Here is a 16,901-nt window from a genome sequence, read left to right as displayed (position 1 = left end):
TCTGTTAGCTCACATCACGCCACATAAACTGCAAAAAGGTTGCGCAAGCCGCAACCGTTAACAAGCAGCCTTTGCGGTGCTGCGGGGATTTCGCGCATCCAGGCAATCATTATCACCATGCCACCAGATTGTTCCCGCCCTTGGCCCCGGTAATGAACGTGTTCACGCCTGGGCAAAAAAAATCCGGGGCAAGCCCCGGATTTTTCAGATGCAAAGCAAGAGCGTTTACCGCCTCACTCCGCGGCGGCTTCCGCTGCCACTGCCTTCATCGACAGCTTCAGGCGGCCACGGTCATCGGTTTCCAGAACCTTGACACGAACCTGCTGGCCTTCCTTCAGGTAGTCAGCGACCGCATTGACGCGCTCGTTGGCGATCTGGCTGATATGCAGCAGGCCATCCTTGCCCGGCATGACCTGCACGATGGCGCCGAAATCCAGCAGCTTCAGCACGGTGCCTTCATAGGTCTTGCCCACTTCGACCGATGCGGTCAGCTCTTCGATGCGGCGCTTGGCTTCCTGGCCGGCGGCAGCGTCGACCGAAGCGATGGTGACGACGCCTTCGTCGCTGATGTCGATCTGGGTGCCGGTTTCCTCGGTCAGCGCGCGGATCACCGCGCCGCCCTTGCCGATTACGTCGCGGATCTTTTCCGGGTTGATGCGGACAGTGATCAGGCGCGGCGCGAAATTGGACAGCTCGGCCTTGCCATGCGGCACGGCTTCCTGCATCTTGGCCAGGATATGCACGCGGCCTTCCTTGGCCTGTGCCAGTGCGACCTGCATGATTTCCTTGGTGATGCCCTGGATCTTGATGTCCATCTGCAGCGCGGTGATGCCTTGCGCAGTTCCGGCCACCTTGAAGTCCATGTCGCCGAGGTGATCTTCATCGCCCAGGATGTCGGTCAGGACGGCGAACTTGCTGCCTTCCTTGATCAGGCCCATGGCGATGCCGGCCACATGCGACTTCATCGGCACGCCGGCGTCCATCAGCGCCAGGCAGCCGCCGCAGACCGACGCCATCGACGACGAGCCGTTGGACTCGGTGATTTCCGATACCAGGCGCACCGAGTAGCTGAAATCTTCCGGCGCCGGCAGCGCTGCCAGCAGCGCGCGCTTGGCCAGGCGGCCATGGCCGATCTCGCGGCGCTTGGGCGTGCCCACGCGGCCGGTTTCGCCGGTGGCGAACGGAGGCATGTTGTAGTGGAGCATGAAGCGGTCGCTGTACTCGCCCATCAGCGCATCGATCTTCTGTTCGTCGCGGGCAGTGCCAAGCGTGGCAATGACCAGCGCCTGGGTTTCGCCGCGGGTGAACAGGGCCGAACCGTGGGTACGCGGCAGCACGCCGGTACGGATCGAGATCGGACGCACGGTGCGGGTGTCGCGGCCGTCGATGCGCGGCTCGCCTTCCAGGATCTGGGAGCGCACGATCTTCGCTTCCAGGTCGAACAGGATGTTGCCCACTTCAACGCTGTCGGCCGACACGCCATCGGCGGCCAGCGCGGCGGCGACCTGGGACGAGACGTCCTTCAGCTTGCCGGTACGGGCCTGCTTGTCGCGCACCTGGTAAGCCTCGCGCAGCGGGCCTTCGGCCAGCGCGGTCACGCGGGAAATCAGTTCTTCATTCTTCGCGGCGGGCTGCCATTCCAGTTCCGGCTTGCCGCCGTCGCGCACCAGTTCATGGATCGCATCGATCACGGCCTTCATCTGGTCGTGGCCATAGACCACCGCGCCCAGCATGACTTCCTCGGACAGTTCCTGCGCTTCCGATTCCACCATCAGCACCGCGGTCTCGGTGCCGGCAACCACCAGGTCGAGCTGGGTATTGGCCAGTTGCGACACGGTCGGGTTGAGCACGTACTCGCCGTTGATGTAGCCCACGCGGGCGGCGCCGATCGGGCCGTTGAACGGGATGCCGGACACGCACAGCGCAGCCGAGGCGCCGATCATTGCGGCGATGTCGGGATCGACTTCCGGATTGACCGACAGCACGTGGATGATGATCTGCACTTCATTCAGATAGCCTTCCGGGAACAGCGGACGGATCGGGCGATCGATCAGGCGCGAGGTCAGGGTTTCCTTCTCCGAAGGACGGCCTTCGCGCTTGAAGAAACCGCCGGGGATACGGCCGGCGGCATAGCTTTTCTCGATGTAATCAACGGTCAACGGGAAAAAGTCCTGGCCCGGCTTCACATCCTTCTTGGCCACGACAGTCGCCAGCACAACGGTATCCTCGATCGACACCATGACGGCGCCGGAAGCCTGGCGGGCGATCTCGCCGGTTTCCAGGGTGACCTGGTGCTGACCATACTGGAAGGTCTTGCTTACTTTATTGAACACGGTGATTCCTTTCTATTTTGCCGACAGATTTTCAGGAGCTGTCGTTCCACCTCACCACCGACGACGCGACATCGTCGCGCCGTCTTCATGCATCCAGGGAATGGCAAAAGAACCGCAAAACGCAAAATGCCCGCATCAGCATCACTGACGCAGGCATTTCACATGTTTCTTGGATCTGGCAATGCGATTACTTGCGCAGGCCGAGCTTCTCGATCAGTGCGCGATAGCGGGTTGCGTCCTTGCCCTTCAGGTAGGACAGCAGGCTCTTGCGGCGGTTAACCATCATGATCAGGCCACGGCGGGAGTGGTGATCCTTGGTGTGGGCCTTGAAGTGGCTGTTGAGTTCGTTGATGCGTGCCGTCAGCAGTGCGACCTGCACTTCCGGGGAGCCCGTATCGTTCTGGCCGCGCGCGTTGTCCGCGATAATGGCTGCCTTGCTGCTTTTTTCTACCGACATGATGTACCTTTCACATGCGGTGCCTGGAGAGATTACCCCGGACACCGTGAACAAAGTGTTAATGAAATTCCAGCCCGAATGGACAGGATCGGCGAGTATAGCGGATTACCGCCGGCGATTCAAACCTTATATACCGCATCGAGGAGAGCAGGAATGATGACTTACCGGAGCGCCGCAATCACTGCCCTGTTTGCGCTCGGCAGCCTGGCTGGCTGCAGCAGTATCTATCTTGCCCCGCCACAGCCGGGCGAGTCCGAAGCCAGCATCGTGGCCCGGCTGGGCGAGCCGACCCATCGCTACGGCGAAGGCAATACCCACCTGCTGGAATACATGACCGGCCCGTGGGGCCAGTCCACCTTCATGGCGCGCATCGGCGCCGACGGCCGCCTGATCTCGTACGAGCAGGTGCTCGATACCGCGCACTTCAGCAGGATCGTCCCCGGCAAGTCGGACAAGCAGGAAGTGCTGCACCTGATCGGCGCGCCCAGCGCGACCTCCTACCTGACGCTGCCGCAGCTGGAGGTCTGGTCTTACCCCTATCGCGAAAGCAATGCCTGGGACTCGGTGATGCATGTCCATTTCGACAATGCCGGCATCGTCCGCATGCTGCAGAACGGCCCCGACCGGCGCCGTACGCCAGACATGGCATGGCCGATGGGCAGTGGGCTCTGAACATGGGCTTCCCACGCAATTCGCCATTTTCGGACTCTTGAAATCGATCTGAAGCGCCTTATTTACGGATCATCGGAGCGATGGCTCCAGACCCAATCAGGAGAAAAAGAAATGAATGTGATTCTGCGTAACCGTGCTTTTCCCGTCCTTAACAACCGCGCCTTCGACAGCAGCTTCGAGCGCCTGGTCGGCAACCTTCTCGACAACGCGCCGCTGGCGCCCCGGGTGAATGTGGTGGAAACCGGCGCCGAGTACCGAATCGAGGCGGAACTGCCTGGCGTGATTCGTGAAGACATCAGGATTTCGGTCGACAAGAAGCGCGTCTCGATCGAAGCCGAGGCGAAGGTGGCAAATGAAGTGGCCGAAGGCGAGAAAGCACTGCTGACCGAGCGCACTGCCCGCAAGTTCGGCCGCGTATTCACGCTGCCGACCGAAGTGGATGATGCCGCCGCAGTGGCCAAACTGGAAAACGGCGTGCTGAGCCTGACCCTGCCGAAAAAAGCGGCTGATCAGCCGAAGCAGATCACCGTCCAGTAAAAGCAGGAGCAGGCGCTGTCATCCGGATCAGTGGCATTGGCAGACTGAGGCCGCGCTGACCGGGCTCCATGCGCGGCTTGCTGCGGGAAACAAAAAGAAAAGGGCCGGATGAAGATCCGGAGCTTTTTCTTTTTTCTGGCGTCCCCAAGGGGATTCGCCTGCATCCTGCAGGCCGCCGACCGGGCTTGCAAGCCCGGTCGCTTCGAATCCCCCGGAATGCGCTCAAGCGCATTCCTGTTGGGGACTTACAAATGGAAAAAGCTCCTTGCGGAGCTTTTTCTTTTTTCTGGCGTCCCCAAGGGGATTCGAACCCCTGTACTCACCGTGAAAGGGTGATGTCCTAGGCCTCTAGACGATGGGGACAAAACTTGTCCGACTACTTGCGGCAGCGATGCCGCCTAAAATCAGGGGCCGCTCTGCGGCCCCGATTTTGGTTCAGGCATTGCTGCCCGGATGATGCTGGCGTCCCCAAGGGGATTCGAACCCCTGTACTCACCGTGAAAGGGTGATGTCCTAGGCCTCTAGACGATGGGGACATGAATATGCCCGTACTGCCGGCCTTTGCTACTCATTACTACCAAACTGCTTTCCTGCTTCTTCTGCGATGGTGGAGGTAAGCGGGATCGAACCGCTGACCTCTTGCATGCCATGCAAGCGCTCTCCCAGCTGAGCTATACCCCCCTGTGCGAAGAAGCGGAATTATAGCCTAGCAATACTATGCTGTAAATCGCCTTTGCCAAAATCTTGCGATCACCGCACCGTGTAACCTGAGCGTCTTCAAACAAAAACCCGCCAGCCCTGTTGCGTCGGCTGGCGGGCCTGTCCTGGCGTCCCCAAGGGGATTCGAACCCCTGTACTCACCGTGAAAGGGTGATGTCCTAGGCCTCTAGACGATGGGGACAGAAACTGCCCATACTGCTGGCCACACACGATATTGCCTGACTATTTGCTGTTGGTGGAGGTAAGCGGGATCGAACCGCTGACCTCTTGCATGCCATGCAAGCGCTCTCCCAGCTGAGCTATACCCCCGAACAGGCGGCGAATTATAGCAAAGGGTTTTCCGCAATACAAATATGCGCGGTGAACTTTTTTACATGAACCGTTTGCCCTTCAGGCAGCCCATTGCGACAGCTGCGACAGCAGGCAGCGGGTATCGACCGGCTTGACGAAATACTCATCGAAGCCAGCCTGCAAGGCGCGGGCACGATCCCGCTCGTGGCCATAGCCGCTCAGGCCCAGCAGCCGGCAATCCTGACCGCCCGGCAGTGCGCGCACGCGCCGCGCCAGGCTATAGCCATCGACATCCGGCAGGCCGATATCGAAAATGCAGACCTCCGGCAGGCTGGCTTCCAGCGTGGCCAGCGCGCCGCCGACGTCATACCTGACCGCCACCTGATGCCCGGCATCTTTCAGGAAGGCGGCCAGGGTATCGGCAGCGTCGGCATTGTCATCCACCAGCAGGATCCGCAGCGGATGGGCCGCCACCTGCGCATGGTCCAGCAGTTCCGGCTGCATGTGTCCGGGCGCCATGTCCGGCAGCCGCAGGCGCGGCAGGCGCACGGCAAAACGGCTGCCCTGCCCGATCCCGCCACTGCTGGCGCATACCGTGCCCTGATGCAACTCCGTCAGGCTCTTGACCAGCGCAAGCCCGAGGCCCAGCCCGCCCTGCGACCGGTCGGGCGAACGCTCGGCCTGGGTAAACAGGTCGAACACCTGGGACAGCAGCGCTGGCGCTATGCCGATGCCATTGTCGGTGACGGCCAGTTCGACATGCTCCGGCTGCAGGCTGATCGCAAGACTGATGGCGCCGCCTTCCGGCGTGTATTTGGCCGCGTTGTTGAGCAGGTTGGCGATGATCTGGACCATCCGGGAGCGATCGGCGAAGATGCAGGCCGGCTCCTCGGACGGCTGCACCGTCAGCCGGTGGCGGCGCGCATCAAGCAGCGGGCGCACCTGCTCGACCGCGTCGATCAGCAGCGTGTTCAGGTCCAGCGCATGCTGCTCCAGAACCACCAGGCCGCGGGTGACGCGGGACACATCCAGCAAGTCATCCACCAGGCCCACCATATGGCCGACCTGCCGCGCAATAACCTGGCTCAGCTGGTCCACGCGGGCCGTATCGCCGGGTGCTCCCATCAGCAGCTGCGCGGCCATGCTGATCGGCGCAATCGGGTTGCGCAGTTCGTGCGCCAGCATTGCGAGGAACTCATCCTTGCGGCGGTCGGCTTCGCGCAATGCCGCGGCCGCGCGGTTGCGCTCGGTGACATCGCGCACGATCGCAATCAGCACTTCCTCGCCATGGATGTCGACAATATTGGCAGATGCCTCGACCTCGATCACTCGGCCATCGGCGCAGCGCAGGTAGCCGGGGTAATCCCGCACGGCCCGTTCCTGGTGCAGTTTTATTGCATAGGCCCGTCGCTGGTCCGCGCCGAATTCCGGCCAGATGCCGACTTCGTAGGAAGTCTTGCCGATTACGTCCTCGCGCCGGAAACCGAGCAGGCGCTCGAAACCCGGATTGACGTCGATGAAGCAGCCGTCCGACAGCCGGCTGAAGGCAATATAGTCGGGCGACGCATAGAAAATGCGCCGGTATATCTCCAGTTCGCTGGCGCCGGCAAGCTTGGCCAGCGCGTCGACCTCTGTCTCCATCCTGTGCGTTTCCATTGAACGCCCTTGTCGTCCGCACACCTGGGCAACGGCAGCGTCAGACGCCGCCACGGCCCGGGCCGGTATTGTTTTAAGCCACCACTACGCCGCGTACTGTGCCATAAAATCGATGCAGTATATTAACTTCCGCCAAATTTTTTAACTTATTGCGCCCGCCCTGTTAGGGCGTCATGTTTACCGATGAAGGCGCGCCAGCACCGCATTCCGACCAAACAGCTCCACCACCGCATCGATCGACGGCGTCTGCAACTGGCCGGTCAGCAGCAGGCGCAGCGGCATGGCCAGTTGCGGCATTTTCAGCTTGTGGGCCGCCAGCACGTCCTTGAGCATGGCCGACAGCGACGCCTTGTCCCAGGCAACCGTCTTCAGCCGCTCGGCATAGTCCGCCAGCGCCGGCTGCACCGCGCCGGTCAGGTGCTGGGCCAGCAAGGCCGGATCCGGCCGTGGCTGGCGGTAGAACAGCATCGCCGCATCGGCCAGCTCCACCACCGTGGCGGCGCGTTCCTTCATCAGGGCAATCACCGCCGGCAAGGGCGGCGCGCCGCTGAAGTCGGCGCCATCCCGCTCCAGCTGCGGCCGGGCCAGGTCGGCCAGCCGCTCGTTGTCGGCCGCCTTGATGTAGTGATTATTCAGCCAGGCCAGCTTTTCAGGATTGAACTGGGCGGGCGAGCGCGACAGGTGATCCAGGTCGAACCAGCTGCAGAACTGTTCCATCGTGAAAACCTCCTCGTCGCCATGGCTCCAGCCCAGCCGCGCCAGATAGTTCAGCATGGCTTCCGGCAGATAGCCCTGGGCCGGGTACTCCATCACGCTGACCGCGCCGTGCCGCTTGGACAGCTTTTCGCCGTCGGCGCCGAGGATCATCGGCACATGGCCGTAGATCGGCGGCGTGGCGCCGAGCGCCTTGAGGATATTGATCTGGCGCGGCGTGTTGTTGACATGGTCGTCGCCGCGGATCACATGGGTGATGCGCATGTCCCAGTCGTCCACCACCACGCAGAAGTTATAGGTGGGCGTGCCATCGGGGCGCGCAATGATCAGGTCGTCCATCTCGCGGTTGGCGATGGTGATCGGGCCCTTGACCGCATCTTCCCAGGTGACCTCGCCGTCGGCCGGATTACGGAAACGCACCACCGGCTTGCGGCCTTCCGGCACCGGCGGCAGGGTCTTGCCCGGCTCGGGGCGCCAGGTGCCGTCGTAGCGCGGCTTTTCGCCGAGGGCGCGCTGGCGCTCGCGCATGGCCTCCACCTCTTCCGGCGTGCAATAGCAGTAATAGGCGGTGCCGGCCTCGAGCATCTGGGCGATCACCTCGCGGTAGCGGTCCATGCGCTGCATCTGGTAGAACGGGCCTTCGTCGTGATGCAGGCCCAGCCACTGCATGCCGTCGATGATGGCCTGGACCGCTTCCGGCGTGGAACGTTCCAGATCGGTGTCCTCGATGCGCAGGATGAACACGCCTTCGAAGCGGCGGGCATAGGCCCAGGCGAACAGCGCGGTGCGGGCGCCGCCCAGGTGGAGAAAGCCGGTCGGGCTGGGAGCGAAGCGGGTGCGTACGGTCATGGCGGAATAGGTGGACGGCCAACCTGTCTGGCGGCCTGTGCTGGAAAAACCGCCATTCTAGCGCCTGCGCCGCCTGCCATCCATGCGCCATCCGTGCGGCCGCGGTCCGCGTGCGGGCGCGGCAACCTCGCATGGACTGCTAGAATTGACCCTTTATCCAGTTCGCCACTCCTCTTTTACCCGAACGCATTTCCCTATGAGCCAGCCACAGCCGCGCAAGCTATTCGTCACGACCGCCCTGCCCTACGCCAACGGCGCATTCCATATCGGCCACATCATGGAGTACATCCAGGCCGACATCTGGGTACGCTTCCAGCGCATGCAGGGCAACGAAGTCAACTTCGTCGGCGCCGACGATGCGCATGGCGCGCCCATCATGATCGCCGCCGAAAAGGCGGGCGTGACGCCGCAGGAATTCGTCGCCCGCATCGCCGCCGGCCGCAAGCAGTACCTGGATGGCTTCCATATCGCCTTCGACAACTGGCATTCCACCGATGGCCCGGAAAACCACCAGCTGTCGCAGGACATCTACCGCCGGCTGCGCGACGACGCCAAGCTGATTTCAATGAAGACCGTCGAGCAGTTCTTCGACCCGGTCAAGAGCATGTTCCTGCCCGACCGCTACATCAAGGGCGAGTGCCCGAAGTGCCATGCCAAGGACCAGTACGGCGATTCCTGCGAGGTCTGCGGCGCGGTCTATGCAGCCACCGAGCTGATCAACCCGTATTCCACCCTGACCGGCGCCACGCCGGTGATGAAGACGTCCGAACACTATTTCTTCCGCCTGTCCGACCCGAAGTGCCGCGACTTCCTGCGCGAATGGGCGCTGGACGACAAGCGCCTGCAGCCGGAAGTGGCCAACAAGGCGCGCGAATGGCTGGAAGGCGACGACGGCCTGGGCGACTGGGACATCAGCCGCGACGCGCCCTACTTCGGCATCGAGATTCCGGACGCGCCGGGCAAGTATTTCTATGTCTGGCTGGATGCGCCGATCGGCTACCTGGCCTCGCTGAAGAACTACTTCGCCAGGACCGGCCGCGACTACGATGCCTTCATGGCCGACCCGGCCACCGAGCAATATCACTTCATCGGCAAGGACATCACCTATTTCCACACCCTGTTCTGGCCGGCGATGCTGCATTTCGCCGGCCTGAAGGTGCCCAACAATGTGTTCGTGCATGGCTTCATCACGGTCAGCGGCGAGAAAATGTCGAAGTCGCGCGGCACCGGCATCTCGCCGCTGCGCTACCTGGAAGTCGGCATGAACCCGGAATGGCTGCGCTACTACATCGCAGCCAAGCTGTCGGCCAAGGTGGAGGATGTGGACTTCAACCCGGAAGACTTCATCGCCCGCGTCAACAGCGACCTGATCGGCAAGTACGTCAACATCGCCAGCCGCGCCGCCGGCTTCATCACCAAGCGCTTCGAGGGCCGTCTGAGTTCCGACTGGGCCAGTGCGGCCGACCCCTTCCTGGCGCGCCTGCGCGAGGCCGGCGCATCGATCCAGGCGCTGTATGAAGGCCGGGAATACGGCAAGGCGCTGCGCGCCGTGATGGACGAAGCCGACGCGGTGAATGCCTATGTCGACGCCAACAAGCCCTGGGAACTGGCGAAGAATCCGGAAAACGGTGCGCTCCTGCAGGAAGTCTGCAGCCGCCTGATCGAGGCCTTCCGCATCCTGACGATCTACCTGAAGCCGGTGCTGCCGGCGCTGGCGCAGCAGGTGGAAACCCTGCTCAATGTCGGGCCTCTGCAATGGCCCGACGTCCGCACGCCGCTGCCGACCGGCCACCGGATCAACACCTATTCCCACCTGATGACCAGGGTGGAGCCCAAGATGCTGGATGCGCTGTTCGATGCGCCCGCCGCACCCGCCACACCGGCGGCCGACGAAGCGCCGGCGGCTGCCGGCATCGAACCGCTGGCGCCCGAAATCAGGATCGACGACTTCGCAAAGATTGATCTGCGCATTGCGCTGATCGTCGATTGCGCCGCCGTGGACGGCTCCGACAAGCTGCTGCGCCTGACGCTGGATGTCGGCGAAGGCCGCATGCGCAACGTGTTCTCGGGCATCAAGTCGTCCTACGATCCGTCGCAGCTGGTTGGCAAGCTGACGGTGCTGGTGGCCAACCTGGCGCCGCGCAAGATGAAGTTCGGCGTGTCCGAAGGCATGGTGCTGGCGGCATCGGCGGCCGACGAGAAAGCCGATTCCGGCATCTACATCCTCACCCCGTGGCCGGGCGCCAGGCCCGGCATGCGCATCCGCTGAGCCGCCATGGGCCTGGTGCTGCGCGAAGCCACGCTGGCCGATGCACCGTTGCTGGCGGAACTGACGCGGTCAGCGTGGCGCCAGACCGTGGCGGTGACATCCAGCGGCCACCGGGAAACCGCGGTACAGGTTGCGGAGCATTTGCAGCATGGCGGCGGCTTCATTCTGCTGATCGACGAGCAGCCGGCCGGCGCGGTGCGCTGGCTGCCGGTGGACGGCGCCGCCGATGTCTGGCAGATCCTGCGCATGGGCGTGCTGCCCGACTATCGCGGCAGGCACCTCTCGCAACATCTGCTGGAAGCGGTGCTGCATCATGCGCAGTCCTGCGGCGTTGAAGAGCTGAGGCTGGCAGTACGCGCCGAGCAGACCAGGCTGGTGCATCTGTACGCCGCTTACGGTTTCGAACTGGCGCCGGAGCTGGAATACGGGCTGGCCAATCCGGTCGAGCCGCCGCCGGTGGTGATGCGGCGCCGGCTGCGGCGCTGAGCGCGGTTTCTCAATTCATCAGCGCCCACGCAGCTCAGTAATTCGCCTGGGGATCAGGCGACGCCGAGGTGCCGGTCACCCGCCCGGTGGCACGGTCGAAATGCACATTGAACATGCGGGTCTTCTGCGTGGCGTCGAGATAGCGCCAGTCCCACACTTCCTCGTTCTTGAGCTTGAATTCCGCCACGCTCTTGGGCCTGCCCAGCAGGCGCCGGACCGCATCCCTGCTCATGCCAGGCTTGATCTTCCCGAAGGTTTCCTCGGTCAGCACCTGCCGGTAATCCACCAGCTTGCCGCTGCGGTCGATCTCGAACATCCAGGTGCGGCTGCCTTCCGGCCCTTTCGGATATTCCAGCGTGCGCGCGCCGCTTTCCTCTTCCCACACCGTGTCCGGCTGGCCCATCACGCCGCGCACATCAGACTCGGTGGAAATGCCTTTCGCCAGTTTATCCAAGCCAAACTCCTGTATTGGACCTCCTTCCCGGTCGCAGCCGCCGAGCGGCAGCAGGCATGCCAGTGCCAGCAGCCCTGCAAGCAATGTTTTCATAGACTCTCCCGTGACGAAATCCTGCAACACTCAGGGTAGAATAGCGCCTGTTTCCATCCCCCACCTTGTTTAAAACCCCATGAAACTCAGCAAGCAGCAGCAAGGCTATCAATCCGAACTGACCCAGTTCCTGTCCACCCTCAAGCAGCAGAACCCCAATCTGGAAGCGTCGCAGCGCGAAGGCCGCGCCCGCCTGTGGGACCAGCCGGCCCTGGACCTCGATACGCAGGACCGCGTGAACGCGTCCCGCGTGCGCCAGAAGCCCTACGTCTATCAGAACACCTGATCCTTTCGTCATGACCGTCGACAGCGCCGTGGCGCCCGACAGCATCGCGGCAGGCCCGGCGCACGACGACCTGCCTCTGGCGCGGCTCTATGGCGAGCCGCTGCTCAAGCTGCCCAACGACCTGTACATCCCGCCGGATGCGCTGGAAATCTTCCTCGATGCCTTCGAAGGCCCCCTGGACCTGCTGCTCTACCTGATCCGCAAGCAGAACTTCAATATCCTCGACATCCCGATGGCGCAGGTCACGCGCCAGTACCTGGGCTATATCGAACAGGTACGGTTGCACAACCTGGAGCTGGCTGCGGAATACCTTCTGATGGCGGCCATGCTCATCGAGATCAAGTCGCGCATGCTGCTGCCGGTGAAGAAGGCCGACGACGAGGAAGCTGCCGACCCGCGCGCGGAACTGGTGCGGCGCCTGCTCGAATACGAGCAGATGAAGCTGGCCGCGCGCCAGATCGATGAACTGCCGCAACTTGGCCGCGACACCGTGGCGGCCCAGATCCATATCGAGCAGAGCCTGGTGCTGCGCTGGCCGGAGGTCAATGCGGCGGACCTGCAGGCAGCCTGGGCCGATCTGCAAAAGCGCGCCCGGCTGGTGGCGCACCACACCATCAACCGCGAAACCCTGTCGGTGCGCGCCCACATGACGGGCATCCTCCGGCGGCTGCAGTCGGCCCGCTTCGTCGAGTTTTCCGATTTGTTTCAACCGGAAATGGGCGTGCCGGTGCTGGTGGTCAATTTCATTGCGCTCCTGGAGCTGGCCAAGGAAACCCTGATCGAAATTACCCAGGCCGAGGCGTTCGCGCCGATCTACGTGCGGCTATCCTATACACCAAGCTGAAATCTTTCCGGCCGCGGATCGCGGCGCATTCAAGAAGGCTGATTCATGAAAATCATTTCCTCCATCGACGAGTTGCGCGACCAGATGCGCGGCCAGCTGCGCACCGTGTTCGTGCCAACCATGGGCAACCTGCATGAAGGACATCTGTCGCTGATGCGGCTGGCGCGCAAGCATGGCGACCCCATCGTCGCCTCCATCTTCGTCAACCGGCTGCAGTTCGGGCCGAACGAGGACTTCGACAAATATCCGCGCACCTTCCATGCCGATGTCGAGAAGCTGGAAAAGGAAGGCGTCTATGTGCTGTTCGCGCCGACCGAGAAGGATCTCTATCCGGAACCACAGCAATTCCGCGTCAGCCCGCCGAATGACCTTGGCGATATCCTCGAAGGCGAATTCCGGCCAGGCTTTTTCGGCGGCGTCACCACGGTAGTGCTGAAGCTGTTTTCCTGCGTGCAGCCCAGGGTGGCCGTGTTCGGCAAGAAGGATTACCAGCAGCTGATGATCGTGCGGAACATGTGCCGCCAGTTCGCGCTGCCAACCGAGATCATCGCCGCCGAAACCTATCGGGCCGAGGATGGCCTGGCGCTGTCGTCGCGCAACGTCTATCTGTCGGAACCCGAGCGAACAGAAGCGCCGGCGCTGTACCGCACGCTGAATGAAGTGGCGGCGGAAGTGCGCAAGGGACAGCCCGATATCTTCACGCTGGAACGCGACGCGATGGCCCGCCTGACAGCCCGTGGCTGGAAGCCTGACTACATCTCGATCCGCAAGCGCATCGACCTGCAGCCGCCTTCGGCCGGCGACATCGCGCAGGGAGAGCCGCTGGTGGTGCTGGCCGCTGCCAAGCTCGGTGCGACCCGCCTGATCGACAACCTCGAAATCTGAGCCTTCTGGCAGCGTCGGACGTTATCGCAAGGCTTTTCCGGGCCGTGGTGATGTCTGACGGTTTGCTTGCCTGAACTAACTTCTCCCGCCGCTCCACCGTTTCCGTTTATCCTCCCGCTGCCTTTTTTCGTCAGGCGTGAAATTTTCCCTGAGTATCAACGACTTGCCCTTTTCACAGCCTGCTTATCAACAGGGTAGCCCACACAATCTGTGGAAAACTCGGCTGGTTTCGGAATACTGGGCATGGCGTCGGCCACCACCCCCGTTTGCGGCGCTGTCCCTCAGCACTTGATGGTTGTTGCCCGCCACTGCCCATTTTCTCTGCTTTGCGAATTAGTCATTATGTTTCAAAGACTTGCATTTTTTGCATCCGGCTTATCCACAAACTAGCCCACATCTTTTGTGGAAAAAATTTTCCGAAATCGGAACAAAGTTATGCACCGCTCAATAAATATTCCTGCCGATAGCAAAAAAATATTTCCCATACGAATCAGTGACTTGCCGACTAACCCACAGACTTACTCACAGAGTTAATCACATAAATTGTGGATAAGTGTCTCCCACGAAAAAAACCCGCCTCCGGAAAGGCGGGTCTGCCGGGTAGGCCAGCTAGCGAGCCAGTTCAGGCAGCGGCTTTCCCGAAACTCAGTTCGCCGTTGCTGACATTGACGTCGATGACGTCCTTCGGACCGAACTTGCCCTGCAAAATGGCTTTGGACAGCGGGTTCTCGATTTCCTGCTGTATTGCCCGCTTCAACGGCCGGGCGCCATACACCGGATCGAACCCGGCCTCGGCAATCTTCTGCAGTGCCGCGTCGCTCATCTGCAGCGCCATGTCCATCTTCGCCAGGCGCTGTTCCAGCACCGCCAGCTGGATCTTGGCGATCGCGCCGATATTCTTCTCGTCCAGCGCATGGAACACCACGATCTCGTCGATCCGGTTGATGAACTCCGGCCGGAAATGGCTGCGCACTTCGGCCATCACCGCCAGCTTCACCAGCGCCGGGTCGCTGTCTTCCATCGACTGGATCTTGTGCGAACCCAGGTTGGAGGTCATCACCACCACGGTGTTCTTGAAGTCCACCGTGCGGCCCTGGCCGTCGGTCATGCGGCCGTCGTCCAGCACCTGCAGCAGCACATTGAACACGTCCGGATGCGCCTTCTCGATCTCGTCGAGCAGGATCACGCTGTAGGGCTTGCGCCGCACCGCCTCGGTCAGGTAGCCGCCTTCCTCGTAGCCCACATAGCCCGGCGGCGCGCCGATCAGGCGGGCCACCGAATGCTTCTCCATGAATTCGCTCATGTCGATGCGAATCAGCGCTTCCTCGGTGTCGAACAGGAAGCTGGCCAGCGCCTTGCACAGCTCGGTCTTGCCGACGCCGGTGGGCCCGAGGAACATGAAGGAACCATACGGCCGTCCGGGGTCGCCCAGGCCGGCGCGCGAGCGGCGGATCGCATCCGACACCGCAACGATGGCCTCGTGCTGGCCGATCACCCGCTTGTGCAGTTCATCTTCCATGTGCACCAGCTTGTCGCGCTCGCCTTGCATCATCTTCGACACGGGAATGCCGGTCGCGCGCGATACCACCTCGGCGATTTCCTCGGCGCCGACCTGGGTGCGCACCAGCTGCGGCCTGCCCGGCGTGACTTCGTCGGCATCGGCCTGCTTCAGCTGCGCTTCCAGTTCGGGCAGGCGGCCGTATTGCAGCTCGGAGACTTTCTGCCAGTCGCTCTTGCGCTTGGCTTCCTCCATCTGCAGCCGCACCTTTTCCAGCTCTTCCTTGATGTGCTTGCTGCCCTGCACTGCCGCCTTTTCCGACTTCCAGATTTCCTCCAGGTCGGCGTATTCCCGCTCCAGGCGGCCGATCTCTTCCTCGATCAGGCCGAAGCGGCGCTGCGATGCCTCGTCGGTTTCCTTGCGCACCGCCTCGCGCTCGATCTTCAGCTGGATCAGGCGACGGTCCAGCTTGTCCATGACTTCCGGCTTGGAATCGATCTCGATCTTGATCTTGGATGCGGCTTCGTCGATCAGGTCGATCGCCTTGTCCGGCAGGAAGCGGTCGGTGATATAGCGGTGCGACAGCTCGGCCGCGGCGACGATCGCCGGGTCGGTGATGTCCACGCCGTGATGCACCTCGTAGCGCTCCTGCAGGCCGCGCAGGATGGCGATGGTGGCTTCCACGCTGGGCTCGTCCACCATGATCTTCTGGAAGCGCCGTTCCAGCGCTGCATCCTTCTCGACGTACTTGCGGTATTCGTCCAGCGTGGTGGCGCCGACGCAGTGCAGCTCGCCGCGGGCCAGGGCGGGCTTCAACATGTTGCCGGCGTCCATCGCGCCTTCGGCCTTGCCTGCGCCCACCATCGTATGCAGCTCATCGATGAAGACGATGGTCTGGCCCTCATCCTGCGCCAGCTCCTTGAGCACCGCCTTGAGCCTTTCCTCGAATTCGCCGCGGTACTTGGCGCCGGCCAAGAGCGCTGCCATGTCCAGCGACAGCACCCGCTTGCCCTTGAGGCTGTCCGGCACCTCGCCATTGACGATGCGCTGGGCCAGGCCTTCGACGATGGCGGTCTTGCCCACGCCCGGCTCGCCGATCAGCACCGGATTGTTCTTGCTGCGCCGCTGCAGCACCTGGATGGCGCGGCGGATCTCGTCGTCGCGCCCGATCACCGGGTCGAGCTTGCCCTGGCGGGCGCGCTCGGTCAGGTCCATCGTGTATTTCTTCAGCGATTCGCGCTGCCCTTCGGCATCCTGCGAATTCACATTGCCGCCGCCGCGCACGGCCGTGATCGCGGCTTCCAGCGCATTGCGGGTCAGGCCGTTTTCGCGGGCCAGGCGGCCGGCTTCGGACTTGTCCTCGGTGAGTGCCAACAGCACCATTTCGCTGGCGATGAACTGGTCGCCATGCTTCTGCGCTTCCTTGTCGGCCAGGTTCAGCAGCGACAGCAGTTCGCGGCCGATCTGGACCTCGCCGCCGTTGCCGCTGACCTTGGGCAGGCGCTGCAGCGCGCTCTTCAGGCCGTTGGTCAGGCCGCCGATGTTGGCGCCGGCCCTTTGCAGCAGCGAACGGCTGCCGCCATCGTCCTGGTTCAACAGGGCGATCAGCAAGTGCACCGGGTCGATGTACTGGTTGTCATTGCCCACGGCCTGGCTTTGCGCGTCGGCCAGGGCTTCCTGGAGTTTGGTAGTGAGTTTGTCGAGTCGCATCGCAATGCTCCTGATAGTTTTAATCTAAGCGACAAATTGGGCTGTTGATTCGCTTTTCAAGCGTATGCCGCAAGCGCTGGCTCGCAGTCACTGTAGCGGCTGCCCGGTCCCTGCCCGGTTGATATAGGTCAAGCGCCGCCGGATGAA

13 protein-coding genes and 5 tRNA genes are annotated in these 16,901 nt (G+C 62.5%); 7 read left to right on the top strand and 11 right to left on the bottom strand.

Features of this window, described 5'->3' with window-relative positions:
• Positions 1–233: 233 nt before the first annotated feature.
• Entirely contained in the window at positions 234–2,333 is a 2,100-nt protein-coding gene (pnp, locus tag KTQ42_RS03420; protein WP_217344221.1) for a polyribonucleotide nucleotidyltransferase, read from the bottom strand.
• A gap of 187 nt (positions 2,334–2,520) precedes the next feature.
• On the bottom strand, positions 2,521–2,790 hold the full coding sequence (rpsO, locus tag KTQ42_RS03415; protein ID WP_194713528.1) for a 30S ribosomal protein S15: 270 nt from the start codon (positions 2,788–2,790) through the stop codon (positions 2,521–2,523).
• Between the two features lie 153 nt (positions 2,791–2,943).
• Here rpsO and KTQ42_RS03410 point away from each other — a divergent pair, with 153 nt between their 5' ends.
• Together KTQ42_RS03410 and KTQ42_RS03405 are read left to right on the top strand one after the other, a co-directional pair.
• Entirely contained in the window at positions 2,944–3,462 is a 519-nt protein-coding gene (locus KTQ42_RS03410; RefSeq protein ID WP_249222628.1) for an outer membrane protein assembly factor BamE, read from the top strand.
• 111 nt (positions 3,463–3,573) lie between these two features.
• A complete protein-coding gene (locus tag KTQ42_RS03405) occupies positions 3,574–3,999 on the top strand; it encodes an Hsp20/alpha crystallin family protein (RefSeq protein WP_217344220.1) in 426 nt (141 codons plus the stop codon).
• A 287-nt stretch (positions 4,000–4,286) separates the two neighbouring features.
• Here KTQ42_RS03405 and KTQ42_RS03400 read toward each other — a convergent pair.
• From KTQ42_RS03400 to gltX, 7 genes are all read right to left on the bottom strand, one after another.
• Positions 4,287–4,362, bottom strand: a tRNA-Glu gene (locus KTQ42_RS03400).
• Between the two features lie 97 nt (positions 4,363–4,459).
• Positions 4,460–4,535, bottom strand: a tRNA-Glu gene (locus tag KTQ42_RS03395).
• A 69-nt stretch (positions 4,536–4,604) separates the two neighbouring features.
• Positions 4,605–4,680 (bottom strand) — tRNA-Ala (locus tag KTQ42_RS03390).
• Positions 4,681–4,824: 144 nt separating this feature from the next.
• Positions 4,825–4,900: transfer RNA gene (locus tag KTQ42_RS03385), tRNA-Glu, on the bottom strand.
• 52 nt (positions 4,901–4,952) lie between these two features.
• Positions 4,953–5,028: transfer RNA gene (locus KTQ42_RS03380), tRNA-Ala, on the bottom strand.
• Between the two features lie 81 nt (positions 5,029–5,109).
• Positions 5,110–6,651: an ATP-binding protein gene (locus tag KTQ42_RS03375; RefSeq protein ID WP_217344219.1), complete on the bottom strand. Its 1,542-nt coding sequence runs from the start codon at positions 6,649–6,651 to the stop codon at positions 5,110–5,112.
• Positions 6,652–6,843: 192 nt separating this feature from the next.
• Positions 6,844–8,229: a glutamate--tRNA ligase gene (gltX, locus tag KTQ42_RS03370; RefSeq protein WP_217344218.1), complete on the bottom strand. Its 1,386-nt coding sequence runs from the start codon at positions 8,227–8,229 to the stop codon at positions 6,844–6,846.
• Positions 8,230–8,425: 196 nt separating this feature from the next.
• On the opposite strand from gltX, the gene metG reads away from it, so the two are divergent.
• Together metG and KTQ42_RS03360 are read left to right on the top strand one after the other, a co-directional pair.
• Positions 8,426–10,498, top strand: coding sequence for a methionine--tRNA ligase (metG, locus tag KTQ42_RS03365; RefSeq protein ID WP_217344217.1), 2,073 nt, complete (start codon positions 8,426–8,428; stop codon positions 10,496–10,498).
• Positions 10,499–10,504: 6 nt separating this feature from the next.
• Positions 10,505–10,984 (top strand): GNAT family N-acetyltransferase, encoded by a 480-nt coding sequence (locus tag KTQ42_RS03360; RefSeq protein ID WP_217344216.1) that lies wholly within the window; start codon positions 10,505–10,507, stop codon positions 10,982–10,984.
• A gap of 34 nt (positions 10,985–11,018) precedes the next feature.
• Here the strand turns inward: KTQ42_RS03360 and bamE are convergent, their stop codons facing one another.
• Entirely contained in the window at positions 11,019–11,531 is a 513-nt protein-coding gene (gene bamE / locus KTQ42_RS03355; protein WP_217344215.1) for an outer membrane protein assembly factor BamE, read from the bottom strand.
• 79 nt (positions 11,532–11,610) lie between these two features.
• Between bamE and KTQ42_RS03350 the strand changes: the two genes are divergently transcribed.
• The 3 genes from KTQ42_RS03350 to panC are packed head-to-tail and all read left to right on the top strand — an operon-like array spanning position 11,611 to position 13,546.
• A complete protein-coding gene (locus KTQ42_RS03350; protein ID WP_217344214.1) occupies positions 11,611–11,817 on the top strand; it encodes a DUF3460 family protein in 207 nt (68 codons plus the stop codon).
• A 10-nt stretch (positions 11,818–11,827) separates the two neighbouring features.
• On the top strand, positions 11,828–12,661 hold the full coding sequence (locus KTQ42_RS03345) for a ScpA family protein (RefSeq protein WP_217344213.1): 834 nt from the start codon (positions 11,828–11,830) through the stop codon (positions 12,659–12,661).
• A 45-nt stretch (positions 12,662–12,706) separates the two neighbouring features.
• Complete coding sequence (panC, locus tag KTQ42_RS03340; protein ID WP_217344212.1) at positions 12,707–13,546, top strand: pantoate--beta-alanine ligase; 840 nt, start codon at positions 12,707–12,709, stop codon at positions 13,544–13,546.
• 622 nt (positions 13,547–14,168) lie between these two features.
• Here panC and clpB read toward each other — a convergent pair.
• The gene (gene clpB / locus KTQ42_RS03335; protein ID WP_217344211.1) at positions 14,169–16,754 is read right to left on the bottom strand and encodes an ATP-dependent chaperone ClpB; all 2,586 of its coding nucleotides are present in this window, start codon (positions 16,752–16,754) and stop codon (positions 14,169–14,171) included.
• Between the last annotated feature and the right edge of the window lie 147 nt (positions 16,755–16,901).

This window comes from Noviherbaspirillum sp. L7-7A (assembly GCF_019052805.1).
Taxonomy (GTDB): Bacteria; Pseudomonadota; Gammaproteobacteria; order Burkholderiales; family Burkholderiaceae_D; genus Noviherbaspirillum_A.
This window is presented reverse-complemented; position numbering and strand designations above follow the sequence as displayed.